General features: G+C 42.3%; 21 protein-coding genes. 11 read left to right on the top strand and 10 right to left on the bottom strand.

Annotated features, from left to right (window positions below):
* Positions 1 to 86: 86 nt before the first annotated feature.
* From M8998_RS13725 to M8998_RS13710, 4 genes are all read right to left on the bottom strand, one after another.
* Positions 87 to 1,133 carry a DUF2157 domain-containing protein gene (locus tag M8998_RS13725; RefSeq protein ID WP_249993776.1) on the bottom strand — a complete coding sequence of 349 codons (1,047 nt, stop codon included), beginning with the start codon at positions 1,131 to 1,133 and terminating at the stop codon, positions 87 to 89.
* A 2-nt stretch (positions 1,134 to 1,135) separates the two neighbouring features.
* Positions 1,136 to 1,783 (bottom strand): peptidylprolyl isomerase, encoded by a 648-nt coding sequence (locus tag M8998_RS13720; protein WP_249993775.1) that lies wholly within the window; start codon positions 1,781 to 1,783, stop codon positions 1,136 to 1,138.
* 77 nt (positions 1,784 to 1,860) lie between these two features.
* On the bottom strand, positions 1,861 to 2,046 hold the full coding sequence (locus tag M8998_RS13715; protein WP_116776158.1) for a hypothetical protein: 186 nt from the start codon (positions 2,044 to 2,046) through the stop codon (positions 1,861 to 1,863).
* Positions 2,047 to 2,122: 76 nt separating this feature from the next.
* On the bottom strand, positions 2,123 to 3,742 hold the full coding sequence (locus M8998_RS13710; RefSeq protein ID WP_249993774.1) for a S8 family peptidase: 1,620 nt from the start codon (positions 3,740 to 3,742) through the stop codon (positions 2,123 to 2,125).
* Between the two features lie 213 nt (positions 3,743 to 3,955).
* Between M8998_RS13710 and M8998_RS13705 the strand changes: the two genes are divergently transcribed.
* Positions 3,956 to 6,115, top strand: a complete 2,160-nt coding sequence (locus M8998_RS13705) for a S9 family peptidase (RefSeq protein ID WP_249993772.1) — start codon at positions 3,956 to 3,958, stop codon at positions 6,113 to 6,115.
* Between the two features lie 92 nt (positions 6,116 to 6,207).
* On the opposite strand, the gene M8998_RS13700 is transcribed toward M8998_RS13705, so the two are convergent.
* The 5 genes from M8998_RS13700 to M8998_RS13680 all read right to left on the bottom strand — a co-directional run bounded on the left by M8998_RS13700 (position 6,208) and on the right by M8998_RS13680 (position 9,161).
* Complete coding sequence (locus tag M8998_RS13700) at positions 6,208 to 7,044, bottom strand: hypothetical protein (RefSeq protein ID WP_249993771.1); 837 nt, start codon at positions 7,042 to 7,044, stop codon at positions 6,208 to 6,210.
* A 78-nt stretch (positions 7,045 to 7,122) separates the two neighbouring features.
* A complete protein-coding gene (gene arfB, locus M8998_RS13695; protein ID WP_249993769.1) occupies positions 7,123 to 7,524 on the bottom strand; it encodes an alternative ribosome rescue aminoacyl-tRNA hydrolase ArfB in 402 nt (133 codons plus the stop codon).
* A 90-nt stretch (positions 7,525 to 7,614) separates the two neighbouring features.
* Positions 7,615 to 8,259: a 5'-methylthioadenosine/S-adenosylhomocysteine nucleosidase family protein gene (locus tag M8998_RS13690; protein ID WP_249993768.1), complete on the bottom strand. Its 645-nt coding sequence runs from the start codon at positions 8,257 to 8,259 to the stop codon at positions 7,615 to 7,617.
* Positions 8,260 to 8,766, bottom strand: a complete 507-nt coding sequence (locus tag M8998_RS13685) for an S-ribosylhomocysteine lyase (protein ID WP_249993766.1) — start codon at positions 8,764 to 8,766, stop codon at positions 8,260 to 8,262.
* Between the two features lie 104 nt (positions 8,767 to 8,870).
* Positions 8,871 to 9,161, bottom strand: a complete 291-nt coding sequence (locus tag M8998_RS13680; protein ID WP_249993765.1) for an antibiotic biosynthesis monooxygenase family protein — start codon at positions 9,159 to 9,161, stop codon at positions 8,871 to 8,873.
* 397 nt (positions 9,162 to 9,558) lie between these two features.
* Here M8998_RS13680 and bshA point away from each other — a divergent pair, with 397 nt between their 5' ends.
* The 10 genes from bshA (at position 9,559) to purE (ending at position 18,219) form a co-directional block, all read left to right on the top strand.
* Positions 9,559 to 10,698 (top strand): N-acetyl-alpha-D-glucosaminyl L-malate synthase BshA, encoded by a 1,140-nt coding sequence (gene bshA / locus M8998_RS13675; RefSeq protein ID WP_249993764.1) that lies wholly within the window; start codon positions 9,559 to 9,561, stop codon positions 10,696 to 10,698.
* 61 nt (positions 10,699 to 10,759) lie between these two features.
* Entirely contained in the window at positions 10,760 to 11,464 is a 705-nt protein-coding gene (pyrH, locus tag M8998_RS13670) for a UMP kinase (protein WP_249993762.1), read from the top strand.
* A 16-nt stretch (positions 11,465 to 11,480) separates the two neighbouring features.
* On the top strand, positions 11,481 to 12,044 hold the full coding sequence (gene frr / locus M8998_RS13665; RefSeq protein WP_249993760.1) for a ribosome recycling factor: 564 nt from the start codon (positions 11,481 to 11,483) through the stop codon (positions 12,042 to 12,044).
* 107 nt (positions 12,045 to 12,151) lie between these two features.
* Positions 12,152 to 13,153: a sugar phosphate isomerase/epimerase family protein gene (locus tag M8998_RS13660; RefSeq protein WP_249993759.1), complete on the top strand. Its 1,002-nt coding sequence runs from the start codon at positions 12,152 to 12,154 to the stop codon at positions 13,151 to 13,153.
* 123 nt (positions 13,154 to 13,276) lie between these two features.
* Positions 13,277 to 13,960: a zinc metallopeptidase gene (locus tag M8998_RS13655; protein WP_249993758.1), complete on the top strand. Its 684-nt coding sequence runs from the start codon at positions 13,277 to 13,279 to the stop codon at positions 13,958 to 13,960.
* A 96-nt stretch (positions 13,961 to 14,056) separates the two neighbouring features.
* Complete coding sequence (gene ffh, locus M8998_RS13650) at positions 14,057 to 15,400, top strand: signal recognition particle protein (protein WP_249993757.1); 1,344 nt, start codon at positions 14,057 to 14,059, stop codon at positions 15,398 to 15,400.
* Between the two features lie 60 nt (positions 15,401 to 15,460).
* Entirely contained in the window at positions 15,461 to 16,054 is a 594-nt protein-coding gene (locus M8998_RS13645; RefSeq protein ID WP_249993756.1) for an NADH-quinone oxidoreductase subunit A, read from the top strand.
* Positions 16,055 to 16,062: 8 nt separating this feature from the next.
* On the top strand, positions 16,063 to 16,569 hold the full coding sequence (locus M8998_RS13640) for an NADH-quinone oxidoreductase subunit B (protein ID WP_249993755.1): 507 nt from the start codon (positions 16,063 to 16,065) through the stop codon (positions 16,567 to 16,569).
* A 1-nt stretch (position 16,570) separates the two neighbouring features.
* On the top strand, positions 16,571 to 17,713 hold the full coding sequence (locus M8998_RS13635) for a 5-(carboxyamino)imidazole ribonucleotide synthase (RefSeq protein ID WP_249993754.1): 1,143 nt from the start codon (positions 16,571 to 16,573) through the stop codon (positions 17,711 to 17,713).
* The gene (gene purE, locus M8998_RS13630; protein WP_249993753.1) at positions 17,713 to 18,219 is read left to right on the top strand and encodes a 5-(carboxyamino)imidazole ribonucleotide mutase; all 507 of its coding nucleotides are present in this window, start codon (positions 17,713 to 17,715) and stop codon (positions 18,217 to 18,219) included. Before M8998_RS13635 ends, purE begins: the two co-directional genes overlap by 1 nt.
* A gap of 51 nt (positions 18,220 to 18,270) precedes the next feature.
* Here the strand turns inward: purE and M8998_RS13625 are convergent, their stop codons facing one another.
* Positions 18,271 to 18,861, bottom strand: coding sequence for an RNA polymerase sigma factor (locus M8998_RS13625; protein WP_249993747.1), 591 nt, complete (start codon positions 18,859 to 18,861; stop codon positions 18,271 to 18,273).
* Between the last annotated feature and the right edge of the window lie 24 nt (positions 18,862 to 18,885).

The following is an 18,885-nucleotide window of genomic DNA, read 5'->3' as shown; positions in this document are numbered from 1 at the left end:
TAGATACATGGAATTTTCACAGCTAGCAAGATAAACAATTTTGTTTAAATCGACTGTTCTCATCCCATGCAGAAACAAGCGAAAGACTAATCAGCGTTCCGCTTGTTCCATATTTTTTCTGCCCATCGCCCTACTAACCAAAAAGAAATCGCCAAAAACAGAAAAAATAGGGTACGATTCATATTATCCCACAAATACTCCACATAACGCGTATAGACATTGATGATAAAGAATACAAAACCAATTTCTCGCGTCGTATTATCCTTAAAACGCAGCCCATATAAAACCAAACCCAAAGAAATAGCGGTAGAGATCAAGCCCCAGTAGAACATTTCGTATTGTCGGATGGATGCCCAGCGATTCCAATCGCTGTAATTTCCAAAGATGGATAAGGCCCATAGCGAGATCATCAGGTATAATAAGCCAACGACGTAGCTCGTCTTTCGAAACTCTAGGAGCGCTTTTATACGTGGAACGATAAAAATGGCGATGAGCGTAATCACCAGTCCGAACAGGGTGAAGCGCAATGGATAGTTCATTCCCCAAAACTTAAAGCCCCAATTACTGTGATGGGCAGTCTCCGTTCCAAACCATATACCTAGGCTAATGAGCATAAAGATCCAAATCAGTTGTGACTTAAACCGTACCGCCAACACACCATATATAACAACAGAGAGTAAGAAAAACACCGAGTAATGACTGGTATCTTTCCCCAATATTTTACCGAGAAAGCCGATGGATGCTGCGGTGGCAAATACGCCGACCAGCATCATGGTCTCAATAGACAGTGTCTTATTAGGATTCCGCAATTTGTAACGAAAACCGAGTGCGTAGAATATCACCGCTAATGCTGCAAAGAAACCAAAGTAGATGACATCGGGTGCATCTGATAAGCTTTGTACAAATTGTACAAATGCTTCGTCGATAAAAAGCGATAATACGGCAAAAACCAAGCAGCCCAAGGCTACCCAGAAAGCATAACGAGCCAACCGACCCCAGTCGAAGCTTTTGACATCAAGCGAGTCGCGTAGCTCAGTTCCCTTTTGCGGATCCAAATAGCCGCGGGTTTCCCAAAAATCTATCGCCTCACTTAGGGTATCGTGATCTTGGCGTGTTACATCCAGTTTTTTCATAGTTATTGCGTAGGTACTTCCAAAACACGTACCGAAAAGGCAATTGGGGTCAAAGGCACATCATCTGAGTTGGTAGGCACTTGATTGATCTGCTCCATCACATCCATCCCACGAACGATCTGCCCGAAAATGGTATAATCACCATCCAGACGTGGTATACCGCCTATAGAGGTATATATTTCTCGGTATTCGGCAGGAATACTTACGGCTCTAGCCTTCTCCAAGGCATCCAATTCCGCATGGGTACTCACCTTCCCAACTACAAAATAAATTTGTGATAGATACGACGCTTTTTCGGTGTTATCATCACGACCAGCACCTAATGCTCCTTTGTAGTGGAAGTGATGCGGCAAAATTTCGGCAGCCAGTCTTTCGCGTATGCGCAGACCGTCTGCTTCCTCTTTCAGAATAGGCTCGTCTAGCTCGCCGCCCTGATTGACAAAGCCAGCAATGACACGATTGAACAAGGCTTGATGGTAAACACTATCCCTCACCGCCTGCAAAAACATATCCCGATGCTTCGGTGTGTCATCGAATAGTTCGACTTCTACCTCCCCAACAGCGGTTTGAAATACGACATGCGTTTTTTGTCCGTAGGCTACAAAAGCGGCACAACAACTGAGGAATAGAATGGATATGATTTTTTGCATAGTACCAATCTACTAAAAAAATCGGCACGCTCGGAAAAAAAGAAAAGCCTCAGAAACGGAATTCTGAGGCTCTTAGATCATTGTTGCTTGCGTAAGGATTTTGAATAATCCAAAATCGCTTCGATAGTCTTTTCGCTTGGACTTTTAGTCAGTTTTTTGATGCTTGCCTGCAAGCCTAATTCAAATTGACCATCAGTAAGCTTTTTGGGCTGCCGGTCTACGGGGTAAGCTAATGATTCATCTTTTGTAAAAACTTTAACCATAAGCGTTTAAATTAAAATATACTATCTAAACGCAAGATAAACATTAATAGTATCCCTTCGGATTAATTTTTAAAAATTATCGTTTGCTCGCCAATTCATCCGCCAATTTCACGGCCTCATAGGCGTTAACAACACCTCCAGACACAGAGATCTCATCCAGGTATGCTTTTCTAGAGCGACCTTCTCCTGGCACCTTAACCTTTTGATCTACTTTCGTGACCGATTTTAAGATAATATCTTTCACTTCTGGTGCCGTTAAATCCGGATAATAAGAACGTAAGATTGCCGCTAATCCAGCTACCACCGGCGCAGCCATACTGGTACCCTGCTGCTCTTTGTATTTAGATTCCGGCATCGTAGAATTAATTTTTACACCTGGCGCAAAAACGTCTACACTGCGGTATCCATAGTTGGAGAACGTAGCAACCAAATCAGCATCTTGTTTCCATCCTGTAGCGCCCACAGTAATCCAGTTGCTCGCTTCCCCTTGAATCGACCCTAAACTGTCGGTGTAATATTTCATCGGATAGTTTTTTGTGACATCTACATCGGCACCATCATTACCGGCAGCATGCACCAATAAGACATCTTTAGATTCAGCATATTTAACCGCATCGTCCACCGTTTGCTTATTGTATGCATACGCTTTTCCGAAACTCATGTTGATAATCCGGGCACCATTATCTACCGCATAACGGATGGCATTAGCCACATCCTTATCATGCTCATCTCCATTAGGTACGGTACGTACCGACATAATTTGCACATGGTTTGCCACACCATCAATACCGATATTGTTGCCACGCTTTGCGCCGATAATGCCTGCTACATGCGTACCATGTCCGGCATCTGGCCCTTTCACATCGGGATTACCATAATAGCGCTCACTGGCATCGTCATAATTATCACCAATGATTGTTCTTGGATTAAATTCCTTATTCAAGTGATAATTTACCTGCTCTTGGTAGTATTCCACACCTTCAGTAAGGCTATCATAGAATTTTTCAAAAGGATCCTTTTCCAATTCTTTTTTGATAATCCGAACGGCCATCTTCTGGCGGTCATTGCTTGGCGTTATTTTATCCAGATCCGCTTTAGTAATATCTTTGGGTTCCTTGCCAATACTGGCAATCAATCCATCAATATCCTCTTTGAGACGGGTATAGTTTGTAGCACCAAACTGTGCTTCTTCCATTTTAGAAGTATAATCACCAATCATACCCTGGTAAGCCACAAATTCGCGACGCTCGGCTTCCGAAAGACGGGTACTTGGCAAAACGGAAATGTATTTGGGCTCATACTTACGAATCAGACGAGTGACCTCCAAATTGTCCTGATCAACGTTTTCTCCGTTCGCGTTCCCTAAGAAATTCCATCCATACACATCCCCGATGTAACCATTGCCATCATTATCTTTTGTGCTGCCTGCTTTTTCTTTTGGATTGACCCATAACACCTCTTTAAGGTCTTCGTGTTCCACATCAACTCCACCGTCCAATACGGCTACGACGACGGGCTTCGCGGTTTTACTCTTTAAAAACTCATACGCCTTCTCCGTACTTATCCCCATAATCCCATCTTTCTGAAAGTCGAGGTTATACCAGTTAGCTGGTGGCGTATCCTTATCCTGAGCGATACCGGCATAAGGGAATATTCCCAATGCGAGATAGAGTAATGCTTTGTTTATTTTATTCATCTGTGTGTTTTAGTGTTTTGTTACGTGTATAAACAAAGATAATGCAATATTGTAGCGAGGACTGTTAAATAGTTTAAAAATGATTTTTTTCCATTAATTTTAATGCACGCCGAAAGTTATGTAGATGCTTAGCGTCAGCCGCTTTGTATTTCATTCACCGAAGGTGGAAAATAAATCGGTATACCACAACAATGTTATCTTAAACGGAGGCATATGAAATTTAAAACATCATTTGGTTTGATTGCACTTACAATTATCGCAGGATCCTGCGGAACACAGGAAGAAAAGAAAAGCGCGCCACAATGGCCCAGCAATGTAGAAGCACCCGTCGCGGATGTCAATCCCTACACCCGTATTATCCATGGCGATACGGTAATCGACAACTACTATTGGTTGAATGACTATTTTAAAGAAGGTCCGGACTCGACCAAGGTTGTCGCGTACTTAAACGCAGAAAACACCTATACCCAAGCGATGATGAAGGATACCGAAGGGTTTCAGGAGTCTTTGTTTAAAGAGCTGAAAGGCCGGATCAAAGAAGCGGATGAGAGTGTGCCTTATCTGAAAGATGGTTACTATTATTATCGCCGTACGGATGAAGGCAAGCAGTATTACAAATTGTGCCGAAAAAAAGGGTCGCTGGATGCCAAGGAAGAAATACTGTTGGATGTAGATAAAATGGCCGAAGGCCACGCGTACTACGCGGTGGGCGGCACATCAATCAGTCCGGACAACAACCTGTTGGCTTACGCAGTAGACACCGTATCTCGCAGAGAGTACACGGTTCAGATCAAGAATCTTACTACGGGCGAAGTCTATACGGATCGGATAGCACGCACATCGGGCAATATGGTATGGGCCGCCGACAATAAAACGGTTTTCTATACTGCTCAGAACCCAAAAACCTTACTTTCCGAAAAGATCAAAAGACATACCCTGGGCACGGCCGAAACGGCAGATATCGTAGTCTATGAGGAAAAGGATAAAACCAATTATATTGGTGTATCCAAATCTAAAAATGGGGCTTACCTACTCATTTATTCGGGTGGTACATTGAGTTCCGAAGTGCGCTATTTGGAGTCTGGCTCACCACAAGGAACGTTTAAAGTTTTCCAACCACGCCAGAAGGATGTTTTGTATAGTGTAACACCGTTGGAAGACAAATTTATTGTGGTAACCAATGAAAATGCAAAGAATTTCAAAGTCATGGAAACTCCGTTGGATAAGACCGAAAAAACCAACTGGAAACCGCTGATACCACACCGAAATGATGTGCTCGTGGAGGGAGTGGAAGAATTCAAAGATTTTATGGTGGTATCCGAAAGGAAGAACGGGTTATCTCAGTTGGCCGTGCACGATCTTAAGGCAGGCACACAACACTATCTGGATTTTGGGGAAGAAACCTACACCGTGTATGCGGGAACGAATGCGGAATACAATAGCGAAATCTTAAGGTATGGATACACCTCTTTGGTGACACCCAATTCCACCTACGATTATAACATGCGTAGTAAAGAGAAAGAGCTAAAAAAACAGCAAGAGGTATTGGGCGGTTACGACGCCAATCAATATGAAACCAAACGACTGTTTGCGACCGCGACTGATGGCACGAAGGTGCCGATCTCCATGGTGTATAAAAAAGGCTTTAAGCAGAATGGACAAGCGCCTTTATTATTATATGCATACGGTTCGTATGGCGCGTCTATGGATCCGACATTTAGCTCTACCCGCTTGAGTTTATTGAATCGGGGTTTTGCATTTGCGATTGCACATATTCGTGGCGGCGAAGAAATGGGACGTCAATGGTATGAAGATGGTAAAATGATGAATAAGAAAAACACCTTTACCGACTTCATTGATTGTGGGAAATACTTGATCGACCAAAAATTCACTTCTTCCGCCCATCTGTATGCAGAAGGCGGCAGTGCCGGAGGCTTATTAATGGGTGCCATCATTAATATGGCGCCCAAATTATGGAATGGCGTTATCGCTGCCGTACCATTCGTGGATGTGGTCACTACGATGCTGGACGAAACGATCCCGCTGACGACGAATGAATACGATGAATGGGGAAATCCGAACGAGGAAGCCGCTTACCGCTACATGAAATCCTATTCGCCTTATGAGAATATCGAGGCGAAGGAATATCCGAACCTGCTGGTGACTACTGGACTACATGATAGCCAGGTGCAGTATTTTGAACCAGCGAAATGGATAGCGAAGCTGCGCGCCACGAAGAAGGGTGACAACGTCGTATTGCTTAAAACCGACATGGAGTATGGCCATGGTGGCGCTTCCGGTAGATTTGACTACCTCAAGGATCTTGCGCTGGAGTATGCCTTCCTATTTAAGTTAGAAGGGATAACAGAGTAAAAATGTTTTTTAAAGGCTAAAATGGTAGCCCTGTTTGTTCTAGTATCCTGATGCTAAAGCAAACAGGGCTTTTTATTGGATAAATGCACCAACTACTGATACCCCATACTCTCCATCAATAAACGATCTTGCTCGATGATCTCATCCGTGTGCATGGTCGTTGACCAGGTTTCCCTATGTCGAAGATCGCTGTAGACAGCCCGGTAGGTGGCATCCTTGCACACAGAAAATGCGATATAATAAAACTCGTCAGGATGACGCAAGGTGTAAAAAACCAACTTCTCATCCTGCTCTCCTACTTGATAGATTTTCAGCAAAGTATGTTCACTACGTACCAAATCCGCCGGGATATCGATGCCCCAACCAACCTGCTCACCGGAGAGGCATGCTATTTCGGTAAGATCTGGAAATAGCTCGTGGCTAAACCTTACATCTTGTGTTAAAAATCGATTGATCTCGGCCTCATTTAACGCATTTGGACTATTGAAAATAAATCCAACCTGTGGGCCAACGAGCGATTCGTAAACTACATGCACGAGCTCTTTGCCTTTATGCTGTTTTTTCTTGTACAAATAACGGTTTGCTTTAGATGTTTGAGATAGATAGCCTCGGAAAGACCGCGCGCTCTCTTCTGCCTGCCATGCCACTACTTCCACTAGACTGTCTGTAGGCAGATGAGTCATAAAAAGCACTTCCACATTTTTCGGCTTCAGGCCAAAAGACTTTAAAGCGCGAGCGCTTTCCGGATTCAACTCGGTATTCATCGTGGTTCTGTCTGCATTGGCAGCCACACTCAAATGACTTCGTACGTTGTGATAGTTTGGATCATTTTCTACCATAAAACCATGTTCTGAAAACTGGTAACTTCTGCACGAAGCGAAGAAAAATCCTAGAAAACTGGCAAGAAGAAAAATAGAAAATACGCGCATTTATTCAAAATTAGGTTAGTTTTATCGTAGCTATTCGCTGTCAGACAAAACAATAACGTCCTAATGAAGAGAATATTATTACAGGTCGTAACGTTTTCGTTGTTTCTTTTTCTCTGATTGTTTCTTCTTTCGATCCAATCGCTTGAGGACTTTGGATTTGGGAATTCTAGTTGGGATACGTTTCTTGACGGGTTTAAGTGCTTCTTCCAGCAACACGAAGAACCGTTGGGTCACATCCTCTTTATTCTCTAGCTGGCTTCTGCTTTGTGAAGATTCTAATAATAGTACGCCATCATTCGATATCCTATTTCCCAATCGGGATAGAAGAGTATTTTTCTGATGGTCTTCAAAATACCTGGAATTCTTCACATCCCAAAATAGCATTACTTTGCTCTCTACCTTGTTAACATGCTGCCCGCCAGCACCACCAGAGCGAGCTGTTTTAAACCAAATTTCGTTTGAGAGCCACTCTTTATCCATTTTATGTACGTATAATTATTCCGCGTTACTGAATAGCCTCCTATATCACGAAATTACGATACCGCACTCCGCATTATCGAATGATGCATTCTAAGAGACAGGATTGGGCATTGCTGCTTTTTCCTTTTTTAGTGATTTCATAAATTGATCCAATATGTCGCCCAATCTTCCTGAAATTTCACCAAGAATGCTTTCCCAATCTTTCACCGTACCATCACAATTGTCTGAAACAATTTTGATGCTGTGAAACGGCAGGTTTTTTTGAAAACAAAAATTGGCTAGTGCATACGATTCCATATCAAATGCTAATGGATTAAATTGCCTGATATCCTCGTAAAAAGCGGTGTTTACGTTAATAAAACGATCAGAGGTTAACAGCGCTTCCTGATACGGAAATTCATCTAGTGGTATGGATTCAATAACTCCTTGCCCCTTAAGAAATAAGGTATTTTCTAAGAAAAAGCCATCCGTATAGGCATCTCCTTGCGCATAGTATGCTGGATACAGTACATGCCCAACCGGGTACCTAGTAGAGCCAACCGTACCCACATTCAGAAGAATAGGCGCAATATCCAACACCTTAATATCTTCATACAACGTAGCTAGCGACAATAACGCATTGACCTTTCCTACCCCTATTTCGTGTATGAAGATGGATTCATTAGTCGCGGTAAACGATAGCTCATGCTTATTAGCTACCAAGATAATTGTTTTAATATCCTTGTTAAGGATCATTTAATTTTCTTGAATATATGGGTACTCAAATGCTAACTCTCCTGCCTTGATTAGGTTCAAATAATTCTTAGCAGCTTCTTTCGATGCAGGAAAATCCATGAAGGTATAATTTCCACAACTAATCGGATTTTGGAACGGCACTTCATAGCCCTCCTCCAATACGATTTCTAATACCTCTTGCATCAGTTCAGCTACTTGTTGCGGCGTACGATCTATGCCAGCCAGTACCACATAAAAACCTGTACAACATCCCATAGGACCAACATAGATTACTTCATCACCTAAAATAGTCCTGATCTCCGTTGCGAAACAATGTTCCAACGTATGCATTACTTCGGGTGACAACATGCGTTCAGGAGAATTTGGTCTGATCATACGAATGTCGTACGTCGTGTAAGTTTCTAGCTTAGTACTATCGGTAGGAGAAGCTTTCGCATAAATTCCTTGCTTCAATTTGGTATGATCTACCGTGAAACTATTGACCGTTGCTTTTTCTTTTGTATACATGTGATGCCGTTTAATGCTATAAAGTCGTTAGACGTATAGCGGTTAAAAGTCGAATAAAATATCTACAAAAATACTAGATTATCCGCAGAAAGAAGAAAAAGCTGCTATTTTAACACTTCGTAATGCTCCACCGTTGGGAATGGATCGTAGTAATGGTGTAATAATTTTTCCCATTCTTTGAATAATGGAGATTCTTTAAAACCGATGGTATGATCTTCCAAAGTTTCCCACTCGACCAACAGGATATATTGATTATCCTTCTCTATGCACTTGCGAAGTGAATGCGTGATATACCCTTTACTTGCACTAATATATTGGCAAGCCGTTTGGTAATCTCTTTCAAAATTGGCCTGCTCACCCGCTATAATTTGTAATACAGCTACTTCTAAAATCATAATTTCTATCTAATATAATGTAGTAAAAAAATCAAATCTAACTCGTTGTTTACGATTACGTAATAAATGGAATAATCTTTTCGCTGTGCTAATCAACAATTATTTTCCCCATGAAATGACTTAGGGTAAACAACTTAACAGCAAATTACAAAAGAATATTGGCATTTTTAAGCTAGCAAGTCCAAAGCAGGTTGTTTTCAACAACATATCTTTTGCAAGTCTCAATTGTTTCCTAGTCAGAAAATAACATTTCGCAACTGAATTATTGCAAAACAATTATAAAACCCTCCTTATCTTTACCGCATCAGGAAAGCACTCGTAATATCAACTGCTAAAAGTAAGACCCAGAGGCGCATCTACCTGAAAAAGTTTAATTAAAGGAAGACGAAATCAATAGATGAAAATAGGAATAGTTTGTTACCCTACCTTTGGCGGTAGTGGTGTAGTCGCTACTGAACTGGGTAAAGCATTGGCTTCCAGCGGACATGAAATCCATTTTATTACGTATAGTCAACCCGCGCGATTGGATTTCTTCTCGGAGAATCTCTTTTATCATGAGGTAGCCATGTCTCAATATCCACTTTTTGATTATGCACCCTATGAAACCGCATTAGCCAGCAAGCTGGTAGATGTTGTGCGTTATGAAAAACTGGATTTACTTCATGTGCATTATGCTATTCCCCACGCGTCAGTAGCTTTTATGGCAAAACAGATTTTGGCTACTTACGGCATCCATATACCAGTAGTAACCACCTTGCACGGCACGGATATCACTTTGGTCGGAAAAGACAAAAGTTTTAGCCCGGTGGTGACCTTCTCTATCAATCAATCGGATGGTGTCACGACCGTATCAGATAACCTGAAACAGCAAACACTGGAGTACTTTGACGTCACCAACCACATTGAAGTAATTCCGAATTTTATTGACCTTAACAGGTTTCACAGCAAAAATCACGAGCATTTCAAGAAAGCGATTGCACCTAACGACGAGCGGATAGTAGTACACACCTCCAACTTTCGGAAGGTAAAGAACACAGGCGATGTCATTCGGATTTTTGAGAAAATAAATCAAAAGATTCCAAGCAAACTGTTAATGGTGGGCGATGGTCCTGACAGAAGAAATTCGGAAGAGCTAGCTCGTCAGCTAAACGTGTGGGATCATGTACGGTTCTTGGGCAAGCAGGATGCTATTGAAGAAATACTTTCCATTGCCGATCTATTCTTGATGCCGTCCGGCTCCGAAAGCTTTGGACTAGCAGCATTAGAAGCAATGGCTTGCAAGGTGCCCGTAATCTCCTCCAACACGGGCGGTTTACCAGAGTTAAACATCGATGGCTTCAGTGGATATATGAGTGACGTAGGCGATGTAGAAAATATGGCAAAACAAGGTATTTCCATTCTAGAAGATAATGCGATATTAGCACAATTCAAGGAAAATGCACTCGCTAGAGCAGAGGATTTCAAGATCTGCAAAATCGTTCCTCATTACGAGCGTTTCTACGATGAGGTGATAGCGCGTGTGAAAAAAGCAGAATAAACGTAGCTGGCCGACAAAATTGTCTTATATTTGGCTTTTGGAAACACTCCAAAAAACACATATGAAATACAAACGGATCCTACTAAAACTAAGTGGAGAAGCTTTGATGGGAGAGCAAAGCTACGGTATTGATATCAATCGTGTCCAACAATACGCCAAAGAAATTCAGGAAATTCATAGCATGGGACTTGAGGTCGCTATCGTAATCGGTGGTGGCAACATTCATCGCGGGCTAAGCGCAGAACAAGCTGGAATGGATCGAGTACAGGCAGATTATATGGGCATGCTGGCCACAGTGATCAACAGTATGGCACTGCAAGATGCGCTGGAAAAAAATGGTATGAAAACCCGCTTGCTGACTGCCATCAAAATGGAGCAGATCTGCGAACCTTTTATCCGTCGCCGAGCAGTTCGCCACCTGGAAAAAGGTCGCGTAGTGATCTTCGGAGCCGGGACTGGAAACCCCTATTTCACCACGGATACAGCGGCTTCTCTACGTGCAATCGAGATTAACGCCGACGCTGTACTAAAAGGTACGCGGGTGGATGGTATCTATACCGCCGATCCAGAAAAAGATCCAAATGCACAGAAATTCGAACAAATCTCATTTACAGAAGTTTATGAGAAAGGATTGAATGTGATGGATATGACTGCATTCACGCTATGTCAGGAAAACAATCTTCCCATCATTGTTTTCGACATGAACAAATCAGGAAACCTAAAAAAATTGGCTGAAGGGGAAGATATCGGCACAATAGTTAGTTAATAAAGATTATCAAGATATGAATGAGTTAATTTCTCTCGAACTAGACGACTGTAAAGACGGCATGAATAAATCGGTAGCACATACCGAAAATGAATTGACAAAAATTCGTGCTGGAAAAGCAACTCCAGGCATGCTAGATGGCGTTTCTGTAGATTATTACGGCTCCGCTACACCATTGGCACAAGTAAGTAACGTCAACACGCCGGATGCGCGTACGATTGTAATTCAGCCGTGGGAAAAATCGCTGATTGGCGCTATTGAGAAAGCGATTGTTGATGCTAACTTAGGACTGAATCCTCAAAATGATGGTATTGTCATCCGTTTGGCAGTTCCTGCACTTACCGAGGAAAGAAGAAGAGATTTGGTTAAAAAGGTGAAAGAAGAAGCCGAACGCGGTCGTATTGCGATCCGCAACATCCGCAAGGACGCCAATGAGTCAATCAAAAAGTTGAAAAATGACGGCGTTTCCGAAGATGAAATAAAAACAGGCGAAGCAGAAGTGCAGAAACTGACAGACAGCTATATTGTCAAAGTGGATCAACTAGCAGAATTAAAAGAGAAAGACGTCATGACGGTTTAGGCATTCAGTCTTTTCTAAAAAATAAAAAAAGGATTTCTAGTTTATAGAAATCCTTTTTTTATTTTTGATAGAACCACGAAAATATAAACCCAACACAAGCAGATAACATGAAATCTATTAATCGAAGAAATTTCTTACGCCATTCTGGCCTCGGCTTAGCCGCAGCAGCGTTGGCGCCACATTGGCTATCCTGTAGCTCTTCAGATGATACTACTGGCTCTCCTTTCAAAAACATCGGAATTCAATTATTCACCCTCCGTGACTTGCTTGCTCAAGATGCGAAGATGGTGTTAGAGAATGTCGGAAAGATAGGCTATAAACATGTTGAAACATTTGGTGTAAACACCGAAAACAACAGTTTTTGGGGATTGCCGCTCGCCGATCTCACAAAGATTCTGAAAGACAATAATCTGAAAACACATAGTGGACATTACGATTTGACCAACTATTTCACCAAGGGCAGTACGCAACCCGAAGACCTAGATAAATATATAGAGATCGCACATACCCTGGACCAAAAATACATCGTGGCACCAGTACCTCCGATGAACGATCTGAATGGCTTAACGGCATCCGATTACCAATATTTTGCGGAGCAGTTAAACGCGGCTGGTGAATTGTCCAAGAAAGCAGGAATTAAAATGGCGTATCACAATCATTTTTGGGAATTCAGACCATTTGGCAATGGCACCAAAGGATTGGATATTCTGATTGCTTTTACCGACCCGGAACTCGTAGACTTTGAGCTGGATATTTATTGGACCGTAAAAGCCGGTGAAAAACCACAAACATACTTTGAAAAATATCCTAACAGATTTCCAATGTGGCATATCAAAGATATGGATCGTAATTTTAGCGACCCACTGGAAGTACCACAAGCCAATCCACGTACTGGTAAACGGGAGCCGATGCAACTGGAAGAAATCTTCAAACAAATCAAATACACAGAAGTAGGATCAGGAAGTATTGATTTTGCGAATATCATCCGTTTTGATGAGCAGTCAGGTTTGAAATATGCTTTTGTAGAACAAGATGAAATTTACATGCCCGACAAATTCGAAAGCATAAAGAAGAGCTATGACTATGTGCAGCGTAATTTAGCCGGATAACAATATCCCTGTCATTTTTGCAGTACTTTAAAAATTAAACAAGACATAAATGCTATATTTAGCTTAATCGAGGAATTGGAATATTTTTTGATTAAAGATCACTAAACATCAAGATAGAAGAATATGTATTGGATTATTTTTATAGGAATCGCCGTAATCAGTTGGATCGTACAATATCGATTCAAAAGTAAGTTTAAGAAATACTCAGAAACCCCTTTAACATCGGGTCTATCTGGTGCTGAGGTGGCTGAAAAAATGCTTCGTGATAACGGACTGACAGATGTAGAGATTATTTCGGTAGAAGGTCAACTGACGGATCACTATAATCCGGCGAATAAAACCGTAAACTTGAGCCCTGAAGTATATAATGGCCGTAGCGTAGCGGCAGCAGCAGTTGCTTCTCACGAATGTGGCCATGCGGTACAGCATGCTACAGCATACTCTTGGCTACAATTCCGGTCGGCAATGGTGCCAATCGTAAGTATCGCTTCACGAATGACTACCTGGGTACTGTTGGGTGGTATTTTACTCATGGCATTCTCCGGAAATATCTGGGTACTAGCTATCGGTGTGGGTGCGTTAGCTTTAACAACATTGTTTAGCTTTATTACACTTCCAGTGGAGTTCGACGCTTCGAACCGTGCTTTGGCTTGGTTAGATAGCGCGCAGATTACACATAGCACAGAGGAACATGATGGTGCAAAAGATGCGCTAAAGTGGGCAGCAATGACCTATGTAGTCGCTGCACTAGCTTCATTAGCTACCTTACTATACTACGCATACATCCTTTTCGGACGTAGAGATTAAGCAAGTAGCATTTTTAAAAAATTACAAAGCCGGGGCAGAGCTCCGGCTTTTTTTGTAGCTTTGCGCTACGTATCATATTGCGGATAATACAGGATTATGTTTTCAAACTTACAAGACAAATTAGACAGAGCGTTTAAAGTCCTTAAAGGACAAGGTAACATTACGGAAATCAACGTGGCAGAGACCATGAAAGAGATCCGGAAAGCATTGTTAGATGCCGATGTGAACTACAAAACGGCTAAATCTTTCACGGACGAGGTAAGAACAAAAGCATTAGGTCAAAATGTATTAACGAGCATCTCCCCTGGTCAGTTACTGACCAAGATTATGAGCGACGAACTAACCAACCTCATGGGTGGTTCCGTTACTGAATTAGAGATTACAAAAAATCCTACTGTCATATTAATCGCTGGATTGAATGGTGCCGGTAAAACGACCTTCTCTGGTAAACTAGCAAATTTCTTACGCGAAAACAAAGGTAAAAAACCTTTATTGGTAGCTGGAGACGTGTATCGCCCAGCGGCAATCGATCAGTTAGAAGTATTGGGACAGCAAGTAGGTGTTCCTGTCTATGTAGATCGTGCTTCCGAAGATCCAATTGCTATCGCTGTAGCTGGTGTTGAAGAAGCAAAACGCAATGGCAACAATGTAGTCATCATTGATACGGCCGGTCGCTTAGCGATCGACGAAGCGTTGATGAAGGAGATCACCGCGGTAAAAGACGCCACGCAACCACATGAAATTTTGTTCGTGGTGGATTCCATGACAGGACAAGATGCGGTAAATACAGCCAAAGCATTTAACGATCGCTTGGACTTCACCGGTGTTGTATTGACTAAGTTAGATGGTGATACGCGCGGTGGTGCGGCGCTATCGATCAAATCTGTTGTAAACAAACCGATCAAATTTATCGGTACTGGCGAGAAGATGGAAGCACTGGATGTGTTCCACCCAGATCGCATGGCTTCCCGTATCTTGGGTATGGGCGACGTGGTCTCTTTAGTAGAGCGTGCGCAGCAGCAATTTGATGAAAAAGAAGCGGCAGAACTTCAAAAGAAAATCCGCAAAAACAAGTTCGACTTCAATGACTTTAAATCCCAGATACAGCAGATCAAAAAAATGGGTAATATGAAAGATCTGATGGGCATGATTCCAGGTGTGGGTAAAGCCATTAAAGACATCGAGATTGAAGACGATGCCTTCAAACCTATTGAAGCAATCATCGATTCCATGACACCTTACGAACGTCAAAACCCAGATGTCATTGATCAAAAAAGACGCGTTCGTATTGCTAAAGGTTCAGGAACAAATATTGACGAAGTCAATAAGTTGATGAAGCAATTCGGAGATATGCGTAAGGTAATGAAACAAATGTCTAACCCGGGCATGATGTCTAAGATGATGCGCAATATGCCCAAATCTCCAGGCAAACCATTTTAATGGTGATCGGATAGATTTCTTTTATTTCTTGGACAGGTACATTTTCCTTAACTTTGTGCTATGGATGACCCCGCACAGTTATCGGAATATGGGAAAATACTATCTCTTGCGATAGTAGGACTTATTTTGGTGTGTGGTACGATCTTTACCGCGAAGCTGATTTCGCCAAAAAAACCTAATCCTATAAAATTAAGTACGTACGAATGTGGTGAAGAGGCCTTAGGAACGGCTTGGGTTCAATTCAATCCTCGATTCTATGTAGTTGCGCTTATTTTCCTGCTATTTGATGTAGAACTGATTTTTATTTTCCCTTGGGCTACTGTCTTCGGGAATGCAGAGTTCATCGCTTGGGACGGAAGATGGGGATGGTTTACTTTGATTGAAATGGCGATCTTTATTGGTATTTTAGTCGTTGGGTTAATTTACGTTTGGAAAAATGGAGATCTCAACTGGATAAGACCTAAGACACAGGTTCCTCATGTTGATGTCCCTATACCGGCATCGGCTTATGAGTCCATCAATCAGAAAAAGTATGTGGTACGCAGCCATCAGCAACATATCTTAGAGAGCACAGCAACCGTGATTACAGAAACAGAAAAGACGGCATCTACTAAGCCTGGTTTTACACCAAGATTTAGAAAAGCCAAAGATTAACGCATCATATGGAGCAAGCAGGACAACAGGGCGGTGTAATGATCGCCAAGATGGACGACCTATTAAATTGGGCTCGGCTATCTTCTCTTTGGCCACTCAGCTTCGGGATCGCCTGCTGTGCCATAGAAATGATGGGGGCCATGGCCGCCAATTATGATCTGGATCGCTTAGGCGTATTCCCTCGGCCCTCACCACGTCAATCTGACGTGATGATTATTGCCGGTACCGTTACATTTAAAATGGCTGACCGAATCAAAAAATTGTACGAACAAATGCCTGAACCCAGGTACGTTATCTCGATGGGGTCATGTTCTAATTGTGGTGGTCCCTACTGGCAGCATGGTTATCACGTGGTAAAGGGAGTGGACAAGATCATCCCAGTAGATGTGTATGTACAAGGCTGTCCGCCGAGGCCAGAGGCATTGATTGGTGCATTTTTAGAATTACAGAAAATAATAGAAAAGGAAAATCTGCTCAGGGATAATATCTTCCCGCAAGCAGTATTAAATACATAATATGGGAAAAGATTTTTATGGGGACTTACGTTTGGGTATTCTGGGCGGTGGCCAATTAGGCCGTATGCTTATCCAAGACGCGATTAATTACAACGTGAACATTCACGTGTTGGATCCTGACCAGAATGCCCCTTGCAAACGACTCTGTAACCACTTTGAAGTAGGCTCCCTTGCCGACTTCGACACCGTGTACAACTTCGGTAAAGGTCTAGATTTGATCACTATCGAAATCGAAAAAGTGAATGTAGACGCCTTAGAAAAATTAGAAGATGAAGGCGTCGTGGTCTACCCGCAATCACGGGTTATCCGCTTAATTCAGGACAAAGGCCTACAAAAACAATTCTTCAAACAGAATGATATTCCTACAGCACCCTTTCAATTTGTATCTGCCAACGAAGGCTTGCGTCAAATAGATTGGTCATTCCCGTACATACAAAAACTACGTAAAGACGGCTATGATGGAAAAGGTGTAAAGAAAATAAACAGCGCTTCAGATTATGAAACGGCTTTTAACGAACCTTCCATTATCGAAAAGATGGTAGACTTCGAGAAAGAAATAGCCATCATTGTTGCGCGTAACGATCAGGGAGATGTATCTACCTTTCCGATGGTAGAGATGGAGTTTAATCCACAGGCCAATTTGGTCGAATTCCTAATATCTCCTTCCACGTATTCCAACGAAATACAGACGGAAGCGGAAGAGATTGCCAAGAAAATTGCACATGATCTGCAGATCGTTGGTGTTTTGGCAGTAGAGATGTTTCTCACTAAAACTGGAGAAATCCTCGTAAACGAATTGGCTCCAAGACCCCATAATAGTGGTCACCAAACTATTGAAGGAAATGTGACCTCACAATTTAACCAGCACTTGCGTGCGATTTTTAACTTGCCACTAGGCGATACGTCGACGATCAATCATGCGGTGATGGTCAATGTGCTGGGAGAAGATGGATACGATGGCTTGGCAAAGTACGAGGGAGTAGAAGATGTATTAAGTATCGATGGTGTGTATTTGCATCTGTACGGCAAAAAAATAACAAAACCTTTTCGCAAAATGGGACACGTATGTATCGTGCATGCAGACCGCGAAACGGCCATCACTAATGCGCGCAAAGTGCAATCTATTTTAAAAGTTAAAGCATAATGACAACGAACAATCCGTTAATCGGCATTATCATGGGTAGCAAATCCGACCTTCCTGTGATGCAAGATGCTATCGACGTACTGAAGCATTTAAACGTACCTTTCGAAGTATCGGTCGTCTCTGCACACCGTACGCCTCAGCGTATGTTTGACTACGCAAATGCTGCCGCAGAACGCGGTCTTAAGGTAATCATCGCGGGCGCGGGTGGCGCAGCACATCTGCCAGGCATGGTAGCTTCTATCACGCACTTGCCGGTAATTGGCGTGCCAGTCAAATCATCCAACTCCATTGATGGCTGGGATTCGATCTTATCAATTTTGCAGATGCCCAATGGCATACCTGTCGCTACTGTTGCATTGAATGCAGCAAAGAATGCGGGAATTCTGGCAGCCCAAATGGTGGCTATTGCAAATCCAGAAGTTACCGAAAGATTGATCGCTTTTAAAATGGATCTGAAAGAGAAAGTAGAGCAAACAGCCACAGAAGTAGAGAATATCCGTTTTTAAAACAATCTCTACAAGAAAATAAACGGGATAGTAAAGCCTAATGCAGCTGTACTATCCCGTTTGAAGTATCATCTGGTGATCTTCTATCATCTTACGCAAATTACTCAAAGCATATCGCATACGTCCCAAGGCCGTATTGATACTGACTTCTGTCACATCAGCGATATCTTTAAAGCTCATGTCGCAAAAATGTCTCATAATCAGCACTTCTTTCTGATCGTCTGGAAGGAGCTGGATAAGCTTTTTAAGGTCTACATCTCGCTGATCTTTTACCAGCTTAGATTCGGCATTGTCGTCCGAAAACTGTAACACTTCAAAAATATCAAACCCATCATTGCTAACCACGGATGGTGCCCTTTTCTCTTTACGGAAATGATCGATAACCATGTTGTGTGCAATGCGCATAACCCAAGGCAAAAACTTACCTTCATCATTATAGCGACCTGCCTGCAAGGTATTGATTACTTTTATAAAAGTCTCTTGGAATATATCTTCGGCCAGGAAGTCGTCCTTGACCTGAAGGTAGATCGACGTGAAAATCTTCGATTTATGTCGTTCTAGAAGAACCTGAAGGGCTCTTTCATCACCTGAAACGTACGCTTGGATCAACTCTTGATCACCCAATTTTTTTAATATTTTCATAATGGTCTCCTAATAATTAAGAGT

The organism is Sphingobacterium sp. lm-10, from assembly GCF_023554555.1.
In the GTDB taxonomy this organism is placed as follows: Bacteria; Bacteroidota; Bacteroidia; order Sphingobacteriales; family Sphingobacteriaceae; genus Sphingobacterium.
Note: the sequence above shows the minus strand (reverse complement) of the source record. Positions and strands in the feature narration are given on the sequence as shown.